Below are 17,832 nucleotides of genomic sequence, written 5' to 3'. Positions count from 1 at the left end.
CGGTCAGTCCACGTCCACCCGCACGCCGGCGGAGAACACGCCGCTGCGCAGCTCCAACTGTTTCGGCGGCTGCGCCCCGTGCACGGTGAACACCAGCGGCAGCAGCACCCGCCGCCCGGCGGCCACCGGTTGGGCGAACGGGTCCCGACCGAGGTTGGCGACCCGGGTGGCGTCCTCGTCGGCGGCCACCCAGTTGCCGCTGGGCAGGTACGCGCGCTGCAACTGACCGTGCCAGGTCTGCTGCTCCGAGGTGACGTTGCGCACGCCGACCGTGGCCAGGCAGGGCCGCCCGCCGCCGGGTGCCGCCGGCATCACACCGGCGCCGCAGCTCATCCGGTAGACGGTGAACTCGAACGCGGTCTCCCGCAGCGGCACCCCGAGCCCGCCGCTGACGGTGCTGCCCACCCAGGCGCCGCTGGTCGGCTGCTTGGAGGTGTCCATCGCGGCGACCCGCTGGGTGGCGGTCCACGCCGCCGCGCCGACCACGCCGGCCAGCACCGCCGCGGCCACGCCGACCGCCAGCCAGACCGGCGGCCGGCGACGTCGGGACGCGGGGGTGGGCAGCGCCGGGCGCGGGTAGACGGTGCCGGCCGGGCCCGTGCCGGACCTGACGGTGCGCAGCGGCGCGTCGCCGGCCGGCCGCCGCCGGCGTCGCGCCGCCCACCAGAGCACCCCGCCGGTGACCACCAGCACGGCGGCGAGCGCGGCCAGCAGCACCGGCGGGCGGCGCCAGAGCGGGGCCGCCGTCACCTGCGCAGCCGGGGCCGTGGCCGGGTTCACCCAGGTCGCCGTGGCGCAGTCGTACGGCCGGGTGCCGTCGGTGCCGTAGACGCAGGTGGGTGCCGTCACCGACCGGCCCGGCCCGGTCACCGCGAGCGCGGTGTGCAGCGCGGTCGTACTCCGCGCCGGCAGCCGCAGCCGCCAGGTGATGACACCTGCGGTGGCCCCCACCGGGCCGGTGGCCCGACCGCCGCCGGTCACCGTGGTGGCCCGGGCGCCACTCGGCAGCTCCTGCCGGACCATCGTCTCGACCGGCGCCGTCCCGGCGTTGCGCACCTCGATCCGGTAGCCCGGCGCGGGCGTGCCGGCCGCGCCGACGGCCACGCTGACCGGTGGCATCGACGGCCGGACCGGCGCCGGGCCGGTGGTCGGCACCGCCGGGGGCACGGCCGGCACACCGGTCGGGATTCCGGTGGCCGCCGCGACCGGGCGGGCGGGTGCGGCGACCACGGCCGGTGGTGGGGCGGGCCGGGCGGGAGCCGCCGCCGCCCGGGGCGCCGCCGGGGGCAGCGCCGGCACGGCGGCGATGACGCCGAGACAGTTCACGAGCACTGCCAGGGTCCTGTGGTGTCGTCTCGATGCAGGCATACCAACGAACCTCCGCAACCGAAGCTATGGGCCGGTGGCCGCCGGGCGGGTACGAAGCGGGCATTTCCGCCCCGGCCGGTGCGGGGCGACGTACCATGGCGGGGCCCCGCCGCGACGCGTGCCACCTGCCGGTGTCCGGCGGCCGGTGCGGGGGACCGGGATAGATTGGCCGGGTGCGTATCGCTCGTTTCGCTCATGCCAAGGGAATGTCGTTCGGGGTCGTCGAGGGCGAGCCGGAGGCCGGGCCGCAGGGCCTGACCATCGCCGAGATCGAGGGCCATCCGTTCGGGCAGATCCAGTTCTCCGGCGCCCGTTGGGCGCTCTCCGACGTCCGGCTCCTGTCGCCGATCCTGCCGAGCAAGGTGGTGTGCGTCGGCCGCAACTACGCCGAGCACGCCGCCGAGCACGGCAGCGAGGTGCCGAAGGAGCCGCTGCTCTTCCTGAAGCCGTCCACCTCGGTGATCGGTCCGCGCGACGCCATCCGCCTGCCGATCTTCTCCACGCAGGTCGAGCACGAGGCGGAGCTGGCCGTGGTGATCGGCGCCCCCGGCGCGCGCCGAGCCGACCGGGCCGCCGCCGAGCGGGCCATCTTCGGCTACACCTGTGCCAACGACGTGACGGCGCGGGACCTCCAGCGGTCCGACGGTCAGTGGACCCGGGCCAAGGGCTTCGACTCGTTCTGCCCGATCGGGCCGTGGATCACCACCGCGCTGGACGTCCGCGACCTGGAGATCCGCTGCGAGGTGGGCCGCGACCCGGAGGAGATGGAGGTGCGCCAGCTCGGCCGGACCAAGGACATGGTGTTCGACGTGCCGGGCCTGGTGTCGTACATCTCGCACGTGATGACGCTGCTGCCCGGTGACGTGGTGCTCACCGGCACCCCGGCGGGGGTTAGCCCGCTCACCGAGGGGGATACGGTAACCGTGCGGATCGAGGGGATCGGGGAGCTGAGCAACCCGGTGGTCCCGGTCGTCTGATCCGGCTTCGATGCCTCGTTTCCGCAGGTCACATGCGGTCCGGGGGGTTGGATTTGGCCTGCCGGCACCGGGAGGGTAAAGTTCATTCCCGGCGCCGCAAGGGGCCAATGGGGTATGGGGTAATTGGCAGCCCGACTGATTCTGGTTCAGTTAGTCTAGGTTCGAGTCCTGGTACCCCAGCGCAGCCGCGGGTTCGTGGAGAATCCCGGCCGCTGGATTCTGGCAGTTGCCGCTGCCGGAGTGCATGAAGGTTCTGGCCCCGTCGTCTAGCGGCCCAGGACGCCGCCCTCTCAAGGCGGTAGCGCCGGTTCGAATCCGGTCGGGGCTACAGCACCGTCAGCCCGTCCCGTTGCTCGGGGCGGGCTGTTCCGCTGTTCGGCCCACCTGTGGGGGTGACCCCCCTCGGCGGCGCCGGACGTGGTGCCGCTAGACTACTGCCGCACCGCCCGCGAGGGCGGTGAAGCAGGAAATGTGCCTGGCCCCGTCGTCTAGTGGCCCAGGACGCCGCCCTCTCAAGGCGGTAGCGCCGGTTCGAATCCGGTCGGGGCTACTTTCACCGAACGGCCCGTCTCGCGGAGCGAGACGGGCCGTTCGCCTTCCCCCACCCGCTCACCCCGCCCTGTTGATCATCATAGGCGCCGCCTACTTCATGATCAACGCGGCGGGATGGGGGTGGGTGGGGTTAGAGGCCGGAGAGGCGTTGGCCGGCGCGGACTACGGCCATGGCGTGGCGTTCGCCGGGGCGGCGGCCCAGGCGTTCGATCGGGCCGGAGATGCTGATCGCGGCGATCACCCGGCCCGTGCGGTCCCGGATCGGGGCCGAGACGCTCGCCACGCCGGCCTCCCGCTCGGCCACGCTCTGGGCCCAGCCCCGCCGGCGCACCTCGGCCAGGGTGCGGCCGGTGAACTTGGCGCGCGGCAGCAGTGGCATGACCGCCTCCGGCGGCTCCCAGGCGAGCAGGATCTGCGCCGCCGAACCGGCGGTCATCGGCAGCACCGAGCCGACCGGGACGGTGTCCCGCAGGCCGCTGGCGCGCTCGGCGGCGGCCACGCAGATGCGCTCGTCGGCGCGGCGCAGGTAGAGCTGGGCGCTCTCCCCGGTGGCGTCGCGCAGCGCGGCCAGCAGCGGCTCGGCGGCGGTCAGCAGCACGTCGGGGGCCGCGTTGGCCAGCTCGCCCAGGCGTGGGCCCGGGCGCCACCGGCCCTGCGTGTCCCGGACCAACATCCGGTGGATCTCCAGCGCCTGCGCCAGCCGGTGCGCGGTGGCCCGGGGCAGCTTGGTGCGTTCAACGAGTTCGGCCAGGCTGGCGCCGTCGACACAGGCGGCCAGGATGACCACCGCCTTGTCGAGAACGCCGACACCGCTCATACTGTGTCCCACAAGCCGAAATTTACCTCCCAGAATTTAGGATGTCCAGATGGTGGGAGTCACTCGACCGAGGACCCTGGCCGAGAAGGTCTGGGACGCGCACGTGGTCCGCTCCGCCGCCGGCGAGCCGGACCTGCTCTTCATCGACCTGCACCTGCTGCACGAGGTGACCAGCCCGCAGGCGTTCGACGGGCTCCGCCTGGCCGGGCGCGGGGTCCGCCGGACCGACCTGACGATCGCGACCGAGGACCACAACACCCCGACCGGGTACGACGACCCGGCGTTCCGGGCCCGCCGCGGCGACCTGCTCACCATCGCCGACCCCACCTCGCGCACCCAGATCGAGACGCTGCGCCGCAACTGCGCCGAGTTCGGCGTGCGGCTGCACCCGCTGGGCGACGAGAACCAGGGCATCGTGCACGTCATCGGCCCGCAGCTCGGTCTCACCCAGCCGGGCATGACGATCGTCTGCGGAGACTCGCACACCGCCACCCACGGCGCGTTCGGCGCGCTCGCCTTCGGCATCGGCACCAGCGAGGTCGAGCACGTGCTGGCCACCCAGACGCTGCCGCAGGCCCGGCCGAAGACCATGGCGGTCGAGGTGGTCGGCGAGCTGGCGCCCGGCGTCACCGCGAAGGACCTGGTGCTCGCGCTGATCGCGCAGGTGGGCACCGGCGGCGGGCGCGGTCACATCGTGGAGTACCGGGGCGAGGCGATCCGCGACCTCTCCATGGAAGGCCGGATGACCATCGCGAACATGTCCATCGAGTGGGGTGCCAAGGCCGGCATGATCGCGCCGGACGAGACCACGTTCGCGTACCTGAAGGGGCGGCCCAACGCGCCGCAGGGCGCCGACTGGGACGCCGCGCTCGAACACTGGCGGACGCTGCCCACCGACGAGGGTGCCACGTTCGACACCGTGGTGACGCTGGACGCGAGCCGGATCACCCCGTTCGTCACCTGGGGCACCAACCCCGGTCAGGGCGCGCCGCTCGGTGCGAGCGTGCCGGACCCGGAGGCGTTCGGCACCGAGCCGGAGCGGGTCGCGGCCCGCCGGGCGCTGGAATACATGGACCTCACCCCGGGCACGCCCCTGCGCGACGTCGCGGTGGACGTGGTCTTCGTCGGCTCCTGCACCAACGGGCGCCTGGAGGATCTGCGGGCCGCCGCCGACGTGCTGCGCGGGCGGAAGGTCGCCGACGGCGTACGGATGCTCGTGGTCCCCGGCTCCGCCGCGGTGCGGGAGGCGGCCGAGATCGAGGGGCTGGACCAGGTCTTCACCGACGCCGGCGCCGAGTGGCGGTTCGCCGGCTGCTCGATGTGCCTCGGGATGAACCCCGACACGCTGAAGCCGGGGGAGCGTTCCGCCTCGACCTCCAACCGCAACTTCGAGGGTCGCCAGGGCCGGGGTGGGCGTACCCATCTGGTGTCCCCGCCGGTCGCCGCCGCCACCGCCGTGGTCGGCCGCCTGGCCGCCCCCGCCGAGCTGTAAGAAGGGCAGCCGAGAGATGGACAAGTTCACCGCACACACCGGCACCGCCGTGCCGCTGCGTCGGTCCAACGTGGACACCGACCAGATCATCCCCGCCGTGTACCTCAAGCGGGTGACCCGGACCGGGTTCGCCGACGGCCTGTTCAACGCCTGGCGGGAGGACCCGTCATTCGTGCTCAACGATCCCGCCTATTCCGGGGCGTCGATTCTGGTGGCGGGTCCGGAGTTCGGCACCGGCTCCTCCCGCGAGCACGCCGTCTGGGCGCTGCGGGACTGGGGCTTCCGGGCCGTCGTGTCCCCCCGCTTCGGTGACATCTTCCGGGGCAACGCGTTGAAGGAAGGTCTCCTCCCGGTCGAATTGGAATTGGGTGCCGTGGAGCAGATCTGGGCCCTCGCCGAGGCCGACCCGACCACCCCGGTCACCGTCGACCTCGCCGCCCGGGAGGTCCGCGCCGCCGGTTCCGCCTGGTCCTTCCCGCTCGACGACCACAGCCGGTGGCGGCTGATGGAGGGCTTGGACGACATTGGACTCACCCTCCGGCACGAGGCCGAGATCGGCGCGTACGAGGCCGCCCGGCCCGCTTTCCTGCCCTCGATCGCCTGACCGCGGGCCCCTTCTCGCCCCCACCGGCCCGGCCGGTGGGGGCGAATCCGTTGCGACACAAGGGCTTTTTTCCACCGAATGTTTGTGTCCAGGCAGCACAGGGCATACGGTGCGCGCAGAATGGCTCGCGTCGAGTCAGTTGCACAATCGGGAGGAAGTCGTGAACAAGGCCGAGCTCATCGAGGCGCTCGCCGTTCGCCTGGGGGACCGGAAGACGGCGACGGCCGCGCTCGACGCGGTACTCGCTGAGGTCCAGGCGGCGGTCACCAAGGGCGAGAAGGTGGCGATCACCGGTTTCGGAGCGTTCGAGAAGCGCGTCCGTGGGGCCCGAACAGCCCGTAACCCGCGGACCGGCGAGGCGGTGAAGGTCAAGAAGACCTCCGTCCCGACCTTCCGGGCGGGTGCGGGCTTCAAGGAGATGGTGGCCAGCGGCAAGGTGCCGAAGGACACCACCGCCGCGAAGAAGACCACCGGCGCCGCCAAGACCACGGCGGCGAAGAAGACCACGGCGGCGAAGACCACCGGGGCCGCCAAGAAGACCACGGCGGCGAAGGCCACCAAGACCACCGCGGCGAGCAAGAAGGCCGCGCCGGCCAAGAAGGCCGCCGCGACCAAGACGACCGCGGCGGCGAAGAAGACGACCGCGGCGAAGTCCGCCCCGGCGAAGAAGACCGCCGCGGCCAAGAAGACGACCGCGGCGAAGTCCGCCACGGCCAAGAAGACCACGGCGGCGAAGAAGACGACCGCGAAGAAGGCTCCGGCCAAGAAGGCCGCCACCCGGCGCTGACCGGACGGCCCGTTCGAGGGCGCCCACCGTTCGCGGTGGGCGCCCTCGCCTCGTGGTACGCGTTGACCGCCCGCCGTGCCGGCCCGCAGAATCGCCGTGCCGAAACCCCGTCGGTCACGAGAAGAGGCGCCCGTGCGGCACCGTCACCTCTGCACCCTCACGCTCGCCTTGGGCGTCACGGTCCTGCTCGACGTCCTGCGGGTCTGGCTCCCGTCGGTCATCACCCTCTTCGGCCGCGCCGCCGAGACACCTGCCGAACTGCTCGGCGCGTTCGCGCTCGGCTGGTTCGTGCTCGCCCTGGCCGCGCCCACGCTGGTGCGCCGGCTCGGCGCTCGCCCGGTCGGCCTCGCCGCGGCCGGTGTGCTCGCCGCCGCCCGGCTGGCGCTGACCGCCGGACCCGGTGGCGCCGCCCAGCTCTGGTTGGCCTGTGCCGGGCTGCTGGCCGGCCTGGTGTGGCTCGCGGCCACCGCGGCGTCGGTCGACCGGCCGGTTCCCGGACTGGCCCTCGGCCTCGCCGGCAACGCGGTCGGGCACGCGCTGCTCGGCACCGAGGACCTGATCTGGCGTGGTGGCACGCTCGGCTGGACCCTGAGCGCGGCCCTGGTGGCGGCGTTCCTGGCCGCCACGGCAGCCAACCGGCCCGAGCGACCGACCGGTCCGGCTCCGTCACCGGCGGGTGGGCAGCGGGCGTGGTTGCTGTTCGGCCCGGCCCTGTTGCTGGCCAACCAGATCGCGCTCGCCCCGGCGATCTGGAGCGCCGCCGCCGGCACCGGCACGCCTGGCTTCCCCGGACTCGCCCGCCCCGGCGGCACGCTGCTGGCGGCGTACGCGGTCGGGTTGTTCCTCGCGGGCGCGCTGTACCGGCCCCCGGCCCGCCTCGCCCGGGTGGTCTGGCCGGTGGCGTTGTGCGCCGGGGCGGTGCTGTTCGCCGCCGGGCGGCTCTGGCCGGCGTACCTCGTCACCGCCGCCGGCCTCGGCGGCTGCCTGGCCCTGACGGACACGGCCGGCGGCGCTGTGGACGGGCGGGCGTCGACGCGGCGCGGTCGCGCGGCGGTCGTCGGGATGGTGGTCTTCGCGGCGGCCACGATCGTCTACTACGCCGCCTACGACCTCGGGTACCCCAACGGTTGGGTGCCGAGCGTCACGGCCGTCCTCGTGGCTCTGGTGGCGGCCAGTGGGCCGACCTGGTCGGCTTCGACGGTGTCCGATCCGGTGCGGAGCTGGCTCCTCGTCGGCCTGACGGGGCTGACCGGGTTCGGCCTGCAGGCGCACGTCCCGCCGACGGAACCGGCGACCGCCGGGCGGCCGGCGGCGGTACGTGTCACCGCCTACAACATCCGGATGGGCTTCGGGCTGAACGGCCGGCTGGACCTGGACGCGGTGGCCCGGCAACTGCGCGGGTCGGACGTGGTGCTGCTCAGCGAGGTCGACCGGGGCTGGTGGCTCAACGGCGGCCACGACACCCTGGCCCTGCTGGCCGCCCGCCTGCGGATGCCGTACGTCTTCGCGCCCGCCGCCGACCCGGTCTGGGGCGACGCGCTGCTCAGCCGGTTCCCGGCCCGGTCCGGCCGCAGCCGGCCGCTCGCCGCGCACGGCGCGCCGACCGGCGCGCAGGCCCTCGGCGTCACGCTCGACCTCGGCGGCCGGGACCTGGCCGTGGTCGCCACCCACCTGCAACCGCCGCCCGGGCGGGACCCGGTGGAGCAGGCCCGCGAGGTCGCCGCGTTCGCGACCGGGTATGCGGCCGGCCGTCCGCTGGTGCTCGGCGGCGACCTGAACACCGAGCCGGACGACCCGGCGTTCGCCGAGTTCACGAGCGCCGGCCTGGTGGACGCGCTGGCCGCGGCCCGGCCGCTGCGGACCAGCCCGGCCGACGACCCGCGCACCCAGATCGACCACGTCTTCGTCTCGCCCGGGTTGACCGCCGCCGAGGTGCGCGCCCCGCGCACCGAGGCCAGCGACCACCTCCCGGTACGCCTCACCGTGACGCTGCCCTGAGCGCGCCGCCGGTCGGCGGGGGCCGTCCCTATCCCGCAGGCGTTAACCGGGGGCCCGGCCTTACAACCGGTCGGGGGGGAGGAGGCGGGCGCCGGCGAAGGGGAGCAGCCAGCCGCCGCCCTTCGCGGTGGTGAAGTCGCCGGGGCCGCCGGTGAGCCGTTCCAGCGCGCCCGGGATCACCTTGCCCTGGCTGCACACCACGACCGGCTCGGCGGCGGCCAGCGCGGCCAGCCTCGCGGCGGCGGCGAGCACGCACTCCTCGGGCTGCTGGCCTGGCTTCGGTTCGTCCAGGTCGCCGCAGACCTCGATCGGCAGGTCCAGCCGGGCCGCCGCCGGGTCCAGCGTCTGCACGCACCGGCGGGCCGAGGCGGAGAGCAGGCGCGCCGGGCGGACCGCCGCCACCAGCGGGGCCAGCGCCCGCGCCTGCGCCCGCCCCTCGGCGTCCAGCGGTCGGCCGGTGTCCGGACCGGTCCAGGTGCCCCGCTTGCCGGCGTGCGCGTGCCGGACCAGCAGCACCGTGGCGGTGACCGGCGGCAACGCCGCGAACGTGCCGATCACCTCGGCGTCGTGCGGATAGCTGACCCGGCGGGCCGCCGCGTCGACCGGGAACCAGGCCACCTCGTCGACCTCGGTGCCGGGCTGGAAGCCGCCGCTGCCGACCGCCCGCATCGACCACCAGTCGACCGCCTTGGCGTGGCCCTCGCTGCGGTAGCGCACCGTGGGCAGGCGCACCTGCGGCACCGCCCGGACGTCGGTCTCCTCGGCGACCTCGCGGACGGCGGCGACCAGCGGGTGCTCGCCGGCGTCCAGCTTGCCCTTGGGCAGCGACCAGTCGCCGTAGCGCGGGCGGTGCACCAGGCAGACCTCGACGCCGGCCGGGCCCGGGCGCCAGACGACCCCGCCCGCCGCCCGGATCCGCACCGGCCCGTCGTCGCTCATCGGCTCACCGTATGCCCGCCCGCGTCGCGTCACGGCCCGCTCAGTCCGCCCGGCCGCCGACCCGGCCCAACAGCAGGTCCTGGAGGTGGGTCAGCGGCGTGTCGTCGTCGCCGGCACGCCGGTGCCAGGTGCCGTCGGCGGCCAACTCGAACGCGTCCACCTCGGGCTCGAACGCGGCGGCGAGCACGTGATCCAGCTCGGCCCGGGCCACCGGGTCGCTCACCTGCACCAGCGCCTCCACCCGACGGTCCAGGTTGCGGTGCATCAGGTCGGCCGAGCCCATCCAGAACTCGGCGTCGCCGTTGTTGCCGAACCGGAAGATGCGGGAGTGCTCCAGGAACCGGCCGAGGATCGACCGGACCCGGATGTTCTCCGACAGCCCCGGCACCCCCGGGCGCAGCATGCACATGCCCCGGATCAGCAGGTCGACGTGCACGCCGGCCCGGGAGGCCCGGTAGAGCGCGTCGGTGATCTCCTCGTCGACGAGCGCGTTCACCTTGAACTGCACCAACCCGGGCATGCCCAGCCGGACGTGCTCGATCTCCCGGTCGATCCGCTCGATCAGGCCGCTGCGGATGCCCTGCGGCGCGACCAGCAACCGCCGGAAGGCGGTCTGCCGGCTGTAGCCGGTGAGCACGTTGAACAGGTCGGTCAGGTCGGCCCCGATCTCCGGGTCGGCGGTGAGCATGCCGAAGTCCTCGTAGAGCCGGGCCGTCTTCGGGTGGTAGTTGCCGGTGCCGATGTGGCAGTAGCGCCGGATCTGGTTGCCCTCCTGCCGCACCACGAGCGCGGTCTTGCAGTGCGTCTTCAGGCCGACCAGGCCGTAGACCACGTGGCAGCCGGCCCGTTCCAGGGTGCGCGCCCAACCGATGTTGGCCACCTCGTCGAAGCGTGCCTTCAGCTCGACCAGCACCACCACCTGCTTGCCGGCGGCGGCGGCGTCGACGAGCGCGTCGACGATCGGGGAGTCGCCGCTGGTGCGGTAGAGCGTCTGCTTGATGGCGAGCACGTTCGGGTCGGCGGCGGCCTGCTCGACGAAGCGTTGCACGCTGGTCGCGAACGAGTGGTAGGGGTGGTGCACCAGCACGTCGCCGTCGCGCAGGGTGGCGAAGACGCTGCGGGGCACCTCGCCCTCGGTCAGGCGCGGGTGCGTGGCCGGCACGAACGGGCGGTCCTTCAACTCGGGGCGGTCGGCCTCGCCGTAGACCTGCCAGAGCGCGGAGAGGTCGAGCAGGCCACGGACCCGCAGCACGTCGTGGTCGTCCACGTCCAGCTCGCGGACGAGCAGCTCCAGCATGTGGTCGGAGATGGACGCGGCCACCTCCAGCCGCACCGGGGGACCGAACCGGCGTCGGGCCAGCTCCCGCTCCAGCGCCTGGAGCAGGTCCTCGTCGCGGTCCTCGTCGACCTCCACCTCGGCGTTGCGGGTGACCCGGAAGAGGTGGCACTCGACCACCTGCATGCCGGAGAAGAGCTGCCCGAGGTGCACGGAGATGAGGTCCTCCACCGGTAGGAACCGGACGCCGGGGCGGTCGCGGGCGACCCGGACGAACCGGGGCACGTTGTTCGGCACCTTGACCCGGGCGAACAACTCGGAGCCGCCGTCCGGGTCGCGCACCGCGACGGCCAGGTTCAACGACCGGCCGGAGATGTAGGGGAACGGGTGCGCCGGGTCGACCGCGAGCGGGGTCAGCACCGGGAAGATGTGCTCCCGGAACCAGGTGCGCAGCCGCTCCCGCTCGGCGTCGTCCAGCTCGCTCCAGCGCAGGATGCGCACGTCTTCCTCGGCGAGCCGGGGAAGCACGTCGTCGACGAAGCAGGCGGCGTGCCGGGCGACCAGGTCGGCGGCCTTCTCGGTGATCAGTTCGAGCTGGGTGCGCAGCGGCAGCCGGTCGCCGCCGCGCACCGGCAGGCCGGCGGAGAGCCGGCGCTTCAACCCGGCCACCCGCACCATGTAGAACTCGTCCAGGTTGCCGGCGAAGATGGCCAGGAACTTCGCCCGTTCCAGCAGCGGCGTGCGCGGGTCCTCGGCGAGCGCCAGCACCCGGGCGTTGAAGTCGAGCCAGGACAGCTCCCGGTTGAGGAAGCGGTCCTCCGGCAGCGGCTCGGTGGCCGGCGGCTCGTCGTCCGGGCCGGGCTCGGTGACCGGCCCCGGCCCCTCGACCGGGTCGAGGGGCTCGTCCAGCCCGCTGGCGCCGGCCGCGTTCGGGTCGGTGCCGAGGCGCTCCTCGGGTGGCCGGGTCGGGCGGAAGCGCCCGTCCCGGCCGCGGGTCGGGCGGCCGTTGCGGGGCGTGCCGGGGTCGATGAGGGGCGGCGGACCGTCGGAGTGCTCGCGAGGGGTGCTCACCACCTCATGATTCCCTGCCGAGGGTGAACGGAAAATGAACTCCGGCCAGGTTGTTCAGGCCATCGTCGGCAAGGTCACCCGAACGACCTCGCCGGCGGCGTCCCGATCGACGCGCACCCGCTGCCCGAGCCGCAGCAGCCGCAGCCCGGAGGCGTCGAACCCCCGGGCCGGGAACGCCAGCTCGGTGCCGTCGTCGAGCAGCAGCACCCCGCTGCGGGTCGACGCGTCGTAGGTGGCCACCGTGCCCTGCATGTCAGCACCGTACCGGACCGGGTCGTCGGTCGCGGCCAGCAGCGCGCCGGTGCGCGGGCCCACGCCCAGCCGGGCGGCGGCGGCCAGGTCGGCCTCGGTGTCCACGTCCCGGCGCAGGCTGGGCCAGTCGCCGGCCAGTGGCAGCGCCCCGCTCGCCGCGTGCGCGTCGGCCGAGCCGGGCCCGAAGCGGGGCGCGAGCGGCACCCCGGCCGGCGCGGCGAGCAGCACCGTGCCCCCGCCCGGGGTGTCGGCGACGAACCCGCGTACCCCCTCGGCCGCGCGCAACGCCGCGGCCAGCTCGGCCGGACGCAGCGCGGGCAGGTCGGCGGTGACGCCGGCCACCGCGGCGCCCGGCCCGGCCACCGCCGCACCGTGCCGGAACGCCGCGTTGAGGCCGGCGGCCGGGTCGGCCGTGACGTCGGCGCCCGCCGTGGTCGCCGTCGCCGTCACCCGGGGATCGTCGGTGACCACCAGCAACCGGCCGACCGCCGGGCAGGCCAGCGCCGCGCGGACCGTGTCGGCCGCCAGGGCCAGCGCCAGCTCCTCGTGGGGTACGCCGGGCAGCGCGCCCCGCAGGCGGCTCTTGGCCGCCCCGAGTCGCTTCACCGGCATCACCACGGTCCAGCAGGGCTCAGGCACACCGACCATCCTGCCAGCGCGGGCGGCGGTACCCGCACTGGCCGGAGCGGGGGCGAGCAGGCATGATTCTCTCCCGGGGCGCGTGGGGCGGAACGAGGAGGCACAGTGGCACCGCGGAGGCTGGGATTCTGGCAACGGTTCGCCGTGGTGCTGGTGAAGCCGGTGTTGACCGTCTGGACCCGGCGCACCTGGCGGGGCATGGAACACCTGCGGCGCGACGGCGGCATCATCATCGTGCCCAACCACATCTCGCACGCCGACCCGCTGGTCTCCGCGCACTTCATCTACGACGCGGGGCGCTGGCCGCAGTTCCTCGGCAAGGCAAGCGTCTTCCGGGTGCCGGTGATCGGCTGGATCCTGCACCGGTGCAGGCAGATCCCGGTCGAGCGGGGCAGCGTCGAGGCGGTCAAGTCGCTGGACAAGCTGGTCGCCGCGCTGGACGAGGGAGGCGCGGTGGTGATCTATCCGGAGGGCACCACCACCCGGCAGCCGGAGCTGTGGCCGATGAAGGGCAAGACCGGCGCGGCCCGGCTGGCGCTGGCCACCGGCGCGCCGGTGATCCCGGTGGCGATGATCGGTCCGGAGCGGATGTTCGACCCGCGCACCGCCCGGATCGGGCTGCGCCCGCGTACCCCGGTGACGGTGGTCGCCGGGCCGCCGGTGGACCTCAGCCGGTGGGCCGGCGCCACGCCGACCCGGACCATCCTGGAGGAGATGACGGACACCATCATGCTGCGGATCCGGGATCTGGTCGGCGAGATCCGCGGCGGCACGCCACCGCCGCTGTGGCAGCGGCCGGCCCGCACGCCGGAGGCCGCCGAATGAGCGGGCACGTGGCGGTGCTGGGGGCCGGGTCGTGGGGGACCGCGTTCGCCAAGATCCTCGCCGACGCCGGCCGGGACGTGACCGTCCTGGCCCGCCGGCCCGCCGTGGCCGCGGCGATCCGGGACGGACGACACAACCCGGAGTACCTGCCGGGCGTGCGCCTGCCCGAGCGGGTCACCGCCACCGGCGACGCCGCCGAGGCGATCGGGGGCGCCGAGGTGGTGGTGCTCTCGGTGCCCTCGCAGACGTTGCGCGGCAACCTCGCCGACTGGACGCCGCACCTGGCCCCCGACGCCACCCTGGTGTCCCTGATGAAGGGCATCGAGCTGGGCACCACCAAGCGGATGAGCCAGGTGATCATGGAGACGGCCGGGGTGCCGGCCGACCGGGTGGTCGTGGTCTCCGGGCCCAACCTGGCCCCGGAGATCGCCGCCGAGCAGCCGGCCGCCACCGTGGTCGCCGGCACCGACAGCCGGCGCACGGCGCTGGTGCAGGCGTCGATCCGGACGCCCTACTTCCGCCCGTACACCAACGACGACGTGATCGGCTGCGAGCTGGGCGGCGCGGTGAAGAACGTGATCGCGCTGTCGTACGGCATCGCCACCGCGATGGGCTTCGGCGACAACACCCGGGCCATGCTGATGACCCGGGGCCTGGCCGAGACCGCCCGCCTCGGCGTGGCGCTGGGCGCCGACCCGATCACGTTCGCCGGGCTGGCCGGCATGGGCGACCTGGTCGCCTCCTGCTCCTCACCGCTGGCCCGCAACCGCACGTTCGGCGAACACCTGGGTCGGGGGGAGACGCTGGAGCAGGCCCAGACGGCCACCCGGCAGACCGCCGAGGGCGTGAAGAGCTGCCTGGCCATCCGGGACCTGGCCCGGGCGCACGGGGTGGAGATGCCGATCACCGAGCAGATCGAGCGGATCTGCCACGAGGGCATGGACCCCCGCCTGGCCGTGGACGCGCTGATGAGCCGCACCGCCAAGCCGGAGTCCTACGAGTGAGCGCCGACTGGGGCGACGGCACCCGCAGCGTGCGCGCCGGCCTGCCGGAGCCGGCACCGGGGCAGCCGTTCCTGCCCGGCCCGGTCTTCGCCGCGCCCTACCACCTCGACCCGTGGCGCGGGCCGGCGGCGGCGCCGGACGGTTACGGGCGGCCGGACAACCCCACCCGCCGGCTCCTGGAAGCGGCGATCGGCGAGCTGGAGGGCGGTGACTGCCGGGTCTTCGCCAGCGGTCAGGCGGCCATCACCGGGCTGCTGCTGACGCTGCTGCGACCCGGTGACACCGTGTTGCTGCCCGCGGACGGCTACTTCCCGGTGCGCGCCTTCGCCACGGACACGCTGGAGCGGATCGGGGTCCGCGTCGCCCTGGCGCCGACCGCCGGGCCGTACCCGTCCTTCGACGGGGTCCGGCTGGTGCTGCTGGAGACGCCGGCGAACCCCGGCCTCGACGTCGCCGACGTGCCGGCGCTGGCCGCCGCGGCGCACGCCGCCGGGGCGCTGCTGGCGGTGGACAACACCACCGCCACGCCGCTCGGGCAGCGCCCGCTGGACCTCGGCGCGGACGTGGTGGTCGCCTCCGGCACGAAGGCGCTCACCGGCCACTCGGATCTGCTGCTCGGCTACGTGGCCACGCGCGACGACGCGCTGCGCGACGCGGTGACCGGCTGGCGGACCACCACCGGCGGGGTGCCCGGCGCGTTCGACTGCTGGCTGGCCCACCGCTCGCTGGCCACCGTCGACCTGCGGCTGGCCCGGCAGAGCGCCAACGCCGAGGCGCTGGCCGGGCTGCTCGCCGGCCGGCCGGACGTCACCGGCCTGCGCTGGCCGGGTCGGCCGGCGGACCCGGCGTACCCGGTGGCGTCGACGCAGATGCGCCGGATGCCCGGGGTGCTCTCCTTCGACCTGGGCGACGCCGGCCGGGTGGCCCGCTTCCTCGACGCGTCCCGCCTGGTCGCCGCCGCCACCTCGTTCGGCGGGCTGCACACCACGGCCGACCGGCGGGCCCAGTGGGGCGACGACACCGCGCCTGGTTTCGTCCGGCTCTCCTGCGGCATCGAGGACGCCGCCGACCTGCTCGCCGACGTGGCCGCCGCGCTGGACGCCGCCGAGCGCCGACCGCTGGCCGACGGGCCGGCTGCCGTCGCGGGCTGACGGCGGGCCGGCCGTTCGGTTATCGTGACGGCAGCCACGGCCCGCGCGGCCCCGACACCGAGGAGGTGAGTCCGATCCACCAGCAGAGGACCGGCGCTCCCTCCGAGTCCGTGTCGCCCCGGGGCTGAGGCGACGCCGGGGGCGCCGACGAGCGTTCCCGAAAGGCTTGCCATGGCACCCACCGTGTTCACTCCCGACCGTCCGGCCCTCGTCCGCCGGCTGCGCGCCGCCGGCTGCGTCTTCGCCGAGGACGAGGCGGAGCTGCTGATCGCCGCCGCCGACTCGGCGCAGGCGCTGACCCGGCTGGCCGACCGCCGCGTCGCCGGTCTCCCGCTGGAGCACCTGCTCGGCTGGGCCGAGTTCTGCGGGCGGCGGATCACCGTCCAGCCGGGCGTGTTCGTGCCCCGCGCGCGTACCGCGCTGCTGGTCGCCGCCGCGGCGGCGGTCGCCGGGCCGAGGCCGGCGGTGCTCGACCTGTGCTGCGGCTCCGGCGCCGCGGCGGTGGTGCTGCACGACCGGCTGGCGCCCCGGTGGCTGGGCGCCGCCGACGTCGACCCGGTCGCGGTGGCCTGCGCCCGGCGCAACCTCGACCCGCTGGGCGTGCCGGTCTACCAGGGCGATCTGTTCGAGCCGGTGCCGGCCCGCCGGCGCGGCCGGCTGGACCTGGTGGTGGCGAACGCGCCGTACGTGCCGAGCGGGGCGGTGGCGACGCTGCCGGCCGAGGCGCGGCTGCACGAGGCCCCGGTGGCGTTGGACGGGGGCGCGGACGGGCTCGCGGTGCTGCGCCGGGTCGTTGCCGGCGCGGCCGAGTGGTTGACCCCGGGCGGGCACCTCGCGGTCGAGGTGAGCGCCGAGCAGGCCCCGGCGCTGTGCGCGGCGATGACCGCCGCCGGGCTCGATCCGAGCGTGGTGCGCGACGACGAGTGGGAGGCCACCGCCGTGACCGCCCGCCGGCCCGGCTGACGTCGCGTGGCGGGTGGGCCCGTCGAGAACTAACCTCAGGTCAGACCTGACGGGGAGGCGGTGGCGGTGGGCAGCGCAGGAGTGCCGGTGGTGGTGGGGCTGGACAACGGCGGCACGAGCGACAACGCCACCGTGCTGACCGTCGACGGCCGCTTCCTGGTGGACGGGCTGCTGGAGATCCCGAGCGAGGTCGGCGCCGGGCCGGACGCGGCGATCGAGGCGCTCGCGCGCGCGTTCGACGGCGTGCTGGCGCACACCAGGGTGCCGCGCGAGCTGGTGCGCGCGGTCGGGCTGGACACCCCCGGCCCGGCCAGCGCCACCGGGGTGATCTCCTCGCGCGGTTCGACCAACTTCGCCCAGCCGGCATGGCGCGGCTACGACGTGCGTGGCGGGCTGGAGCGGCGGCTCGGCCTGCCGGTGGTCTATGCCAACGACGGCAACGCCGCTGCCCTCTACGCCCACCACGTGCACTTCGGCGCGGAGGCGGCGGCCCGCTCGTCGGTGTCCGCGATCGTCGGCACCGGTCTGGGCGGGGGTGTGGTGGAGCGCGGTGGGGTGGTCGGCGGCGCGGCCGGCATGGCCGGCGAGTTCGGGCACGTGCACATCCCGCTGGACGGGTTGCTGGAGCCGGGCCAGCCGGTGCCGGTCTGCGCCTGCGGCTTCGCCGGTGACGCGGAGAGCGTCGCGTCGCTCACCGCGATCCGGCGCAACCTGTTGCCCTACTGGTTGTCCCGGCATCCGGAGCACCCGCTGGCGGCGGAGGAGCCCGCGCGGGCCGCGAAGCTGCTGCGCGAGTACGGCGAACGGGGCGATCCGCTGGCGCGCCGGGTGTTCGGCCAGCAGGCCCGGGCGCTGGGGCGGCTGTTCACCATCGCGGCAAACTTCACCGACCCGCACGCGTACTTCGTCGGCGGTGGCGTGGTGGAGGCCGCGCCGGAGTTCCGCGACTGGTTCCTCGCCGCGGTCGCCGAGCACACGGTGCTCCGCGAGGAGCAGCGTGCGGTGGCCACGTTCGCGCTGGTCCCCGACCGGGACATGGCCGGTGCCCGGGGCGTCGCCATCGCCGCCCTGGCGGCGGTGAAAGGAGGGGCCCCCGCTTAACGCCTTCGGTAGAGCA

The 17,832-nt window shown here is 74.8% G+C and carries 15 protein-coding genes, 3 tRNA genes and 1 pseudogene; 13 read left to right on the top strand and 6 right to left on the bottom strand.

What is annotated here, in order from left to right:
- Nucleotides 1-3 precede the first annotated feature (3 nt).
- Complete coding sequence (locus AB0H28_RS07165) at nucleotides 4-1,368, bottom strand: hypothetical protein (RefSeq protein ID WP_358035486.1); 1,365 nt, start codon at nucleotides 1,366-1,368, stop codon at nucleotides 4-6.
- A gap of 173 nt (nucleotides 1,369-1,541) precedes the next feature.
- Here AB0H28_RS07165 and AB0H28_RS07160 point away from each other — a divergent pair, with 173 nt between their 5' ends.
- The 4 genes from AB0H28_RS07160 to AB0H28_RS07145 all read left to right on the top strand — a co-directional run bounded on the left by AB0H28_RS07160 (nucleotide 1,542) and on the right by AB0H28_RS07145 (nucleotide 2,895).
- Complete coding sequence (locus AB0H28_RS07160; protein ID WP_358035483.1) at nucleotides 1,542-2,345, top strand: fumarylacetoacetate hydrolase family protein; 804 nt, start codon at nucleotides 1,542-1,544, stop codon at nucleotides 2,343-2,345.
- Between the two features lie 108 nt (nucleotides 2,346-2,453).
- Nucleotides 2,454-2,525, top strand: a tRNA-Gln gene (locus AB0H28_RS07155).
- Nucleotides 2,526-2,600: 75 nt separating this feature from the next.
- Nucleotides 2,601-2,673, top strand: a tRNA-Glu gene (locus AB0H28_RS07150).
- Nucleotides 2,674-2,822: 149 nt separating this feature from the next.
- Nucleotides 2,823-2,895: transfer RNA gene (locus AB0H28_RS07145), tRNA-Glu, on the top strand.
- 132 nt (nucleotides 2,896-3,027) lie between these two features.
- Here AB0H28_RS07145 and AB0H28_RS07140 read toward each other — a convergent pair.
- On the bottom strand, nucleotides 3,028-3,714 hold the full coding sequence (locus AB0H28_RS07140) for an IclR family transcriptional regulator (protein ID WP_327022305.1): 687 nt from the start codon (nucleotides 3,712-3,714) through the stop codon (nucleotides 3,028-3,030).
- Between the two features lie 49 nt (nucleotides 3,715-3,763).
- Here AB0H28_RS07140 and leuC point away from each other — a divergent pair, with 49 nt between their 5' ends.
- The 4 genes from leuC to AB0H28_RS07120 all read left to right on the top strand — a co-directional run bounded on the left by leuC (nucleotide 3,764) and on the right by AB0H28_RS07120 (nucleotide 8,595).
- Nucleotides 3,764-5,206, top strand: a complete 1,443-nt coding sequence (gene leuC / locus AB0H28_RS07135) for a 3-isopropylmalate dehydratase large subunit (protein WP_358035479.1) — start codon at nucleotides 3,764-3,766, stop codon at nucleotides 5,204-5,206.
- A gap of 16 nt (nucleotides 5,207-5,222) precedes the next feature.
- On the top strand, nucleotides 5,223-5,810 hold the full coding sequence (gene leuD, locus AB0H28_RS07130) for a 3-isopropylmalate dehydratase small subunit (RefSeq protein WP_358035476.1): 588 nt from the start codon (nucleotides 5,223-5,225) through the stop codon (nucleotides 5,808-5,810).
- Nucleotides 5,811-5,970: 160 nt separating this feature from the next.
- Entirely contained in the window at nucleotides 5,971-6,597 is a 627-nt protein-coding gene (locus AB0H28_RS07125) for an HU family DNA-binding protein (protein WP_358035473.1), read from the top strand.
- Between the two features lie 132 nt (nucleotides 6,598-6,729).
- Nucleotides 6,730-8,595, top strand: a complete 1,866-nt coding sequence (locus AB0H28_RS07120; protein WP_358035471.1) for an endonuclease/exonuclease/phosphatase family protein — start codon at nucleotides 6,730-6,732, stop codon at nucleotides 8,593-8,595.
- Nucleotides 8,596-8,655: 60 nt separating this feature from the next.
- On the opposite strand, the gene AB0H28_RS07115 is transcribed toward AB0H28_RS07120, so the two are convergent.
- The 4 genes and pseudogenes from AB0H28_RS07115 to cofC form a co-directional block, all read right to left on the bottom strand.
- Nucleotides 8,656-9,534: an NUDIX hydrolase gene (locus tag AB0H28_RS07115; protein ID WP_358035468.1), complete on the bottom strand. Its 879-nt coding sequence runs from the start codon at nucleotides 9,532-9,534 to the stop codon at nucleotides 8,656-8,658.
- A 40-nt stretch (nucleotides 9,535-9,574) separates the two neighbouring features.
- Entirely contained in the window at nucleotides 9,575-11,719 is a 2,145-nt protein-coding gene (locus AB0H28_RS07110) for an RNA degradosome polyphosphate kinase (RefSeq protein ID WP_358035946.1), read from the bottom strand.
- A 216-nt stretch (nucleotides 11,720-11,935) separates the two neighbouring features.
- Nucleotides 11,936-12,133 carry a cold-shock protein gene (locus tag AB0H28_RS07105; protein ID WP_358035944.1) on the bottom strand — a complete coding sequence of 66 codons (198 nt, stop codon included), beginning with the start codon at nucleotides 12,131-12,133 and terminating at the stop codon, nucleotides 11,936-11,938.
- Nucleotides 12,134-12,169: 36 nt separating this feature from the next.
- Nucleotides 12,170-12,781: pseudogene (gene cofC / locus AB0H28_RS07100) on the bottom strand (2-phospho-L-lactate guanylyltransferase); the annotation flags it as partial.
- Nucleotides 12,782-12,877: 96 nt separating this feature from the next.
- Between cofC and AB0H28_RS07095 the strand changes: the two are divergent.
- The 5 genes from AB0H28_RS07095 to AB0H28_RS07075 all read left to right on the top strand — a co-directional run bounded on the left by AB0H28_RS07095 (nucleotide 12,878) and on the right by AB0H28_RS07075 (nucleotide 17,816).
- Nucleotides 12,878-13,597, top strand: coding sequence for a lysophospholipid acyltransferase family protein (locus AB0H28_RS07095; protein ID WP_358035465.1), 720 nt, complete (start codon nucleotides 12,878-12,880; stop codon nucleotides 13,595-13,597).
- Nucleotides 13,594-14,601: an NAD(P)H-dependent glycerol-3-phosphate dehydrogenase gene (locus AB0H28_RS07090; protein ID WP_358035462.1), complete on the top strand. Its 1,008-nt coding sequence runs from the start codon at nucleotides 13,594-13,596 to the stop codon at nucleotides 14,599-14,601. The genes AB0H28_RS07095 and AB0H28_RS07090 overlap by 4 nt, the downstream gene beginning before the upstream one ends.
- Entirely contained in the window at nucleotides 14,598-15,752 is a 1,155-nt protein-coding gene (locus tag AB0H28_RS07085) for a cystathionine gamma-lyase (protein WP_358035460.1), read from the top strand. The genes AB0H28_RS07090 and AB0H28_RS07085 overlap by 4 nt, the downstream gene beginning before the upstream one ends.
- A gap of 171 nt (nucleotides 15,753-15,923) precedes the next feature.
- Nucleotides 15,924-16,715: a putative protein N(5)-glutamine methyltransferase gene (locus AB0H28_RS07080; RefSeq protein ID WP_358035457.1), complete on the top strand. Its 792-nt coding sequence runs from the start codon at nucleotides 15,924-15,926 to the stop codon at nucleotides 16,713-16,715.
- 66 nt (nucleotides 16,716-16,781) lie between these two features.
- On the top strand, nucleotides 16,782-17,816 hold the full coding sequence (locus tag AB0H28_RS07075) for an ROK family protein (protein WP_358035454.1): 1,035 nt from the start codon (nucleotides 16,782-16,784) through the stop codon (nucleotides 17,814-17,816).
- Nucleotides 17,817-17,832: the final 16 nt, after the last annotated feature.

The sequence above is a fragment of the Micromonospora sp. NPDC050980 genome (assembly GCF_040653835.1).
Taxonomy (GTDB): Bacteria; Actinomycetota; Actinomycetes; order Mycobacteriales; family Micromonosporaceae; genus Micromonospora.
Note: the sequence above shows the minus strand (reverse complement) of the source record. Positions and strands in the feature narration are given on the sequence as shown.

Coding starts and splice junctions, on each gene's coding strand:
- AB0H28_RS07165 (WP_358035486.1), bottom strand. CDS start 1,368: ATGCCTGCATCGAGACGACACCACAGGACCCTGGCAGTGCTCGTGAAC.
- AB0H28_RS07140 (WP_327022305.1), bottom strand. CDS start 3,714: ATGAGCGGTGTCGGCGTTCTCGACAAGGCGGTGGTCATCCTGGCCGCC.
- leuC (WP_358035479.1), top strand. CDS start 3,764: ATGGTGGGAGTCACTCGACCGAGGACCCTGGCCGAGAAGGTCTGGGAC.
- leuD (WP_358035476.1), top strand. CDS start 5,223: ATGGACAAGTTCACCGCACACACCGGCACCGCCGTGCCGCTGCGTCGG.
- AB0H28_RS07115 (WP_358035468.1), bottom strand. CDS start 9,534: ATGAGCGACGACGGGCCGGTGCGGATCCGGGCGGCGGGCGGGGTCGTC.
- AB0H28_RS07105 (WP_358035944.1), bottom strand. CDS start 12,133: ATGCAGGGCACGGTGGCCACCTACGACGCGTCGACCCGCAGCGGGGTG.
- AB0H28_RS07090 (WP_358035462.1), top strand. CDS start 13,594: ATGAGCGGGCACGTGGCGGTGCTGGGGGCCGGGTCGTGGGGGACCGCG.
- AB0H28_RS07080 (WP_358035457.1), top strand. CDS start 15,924: ATGGCACCCACCGTGTTCACTCCCGACCGTCCGGCCCTCGTCCGCCGG.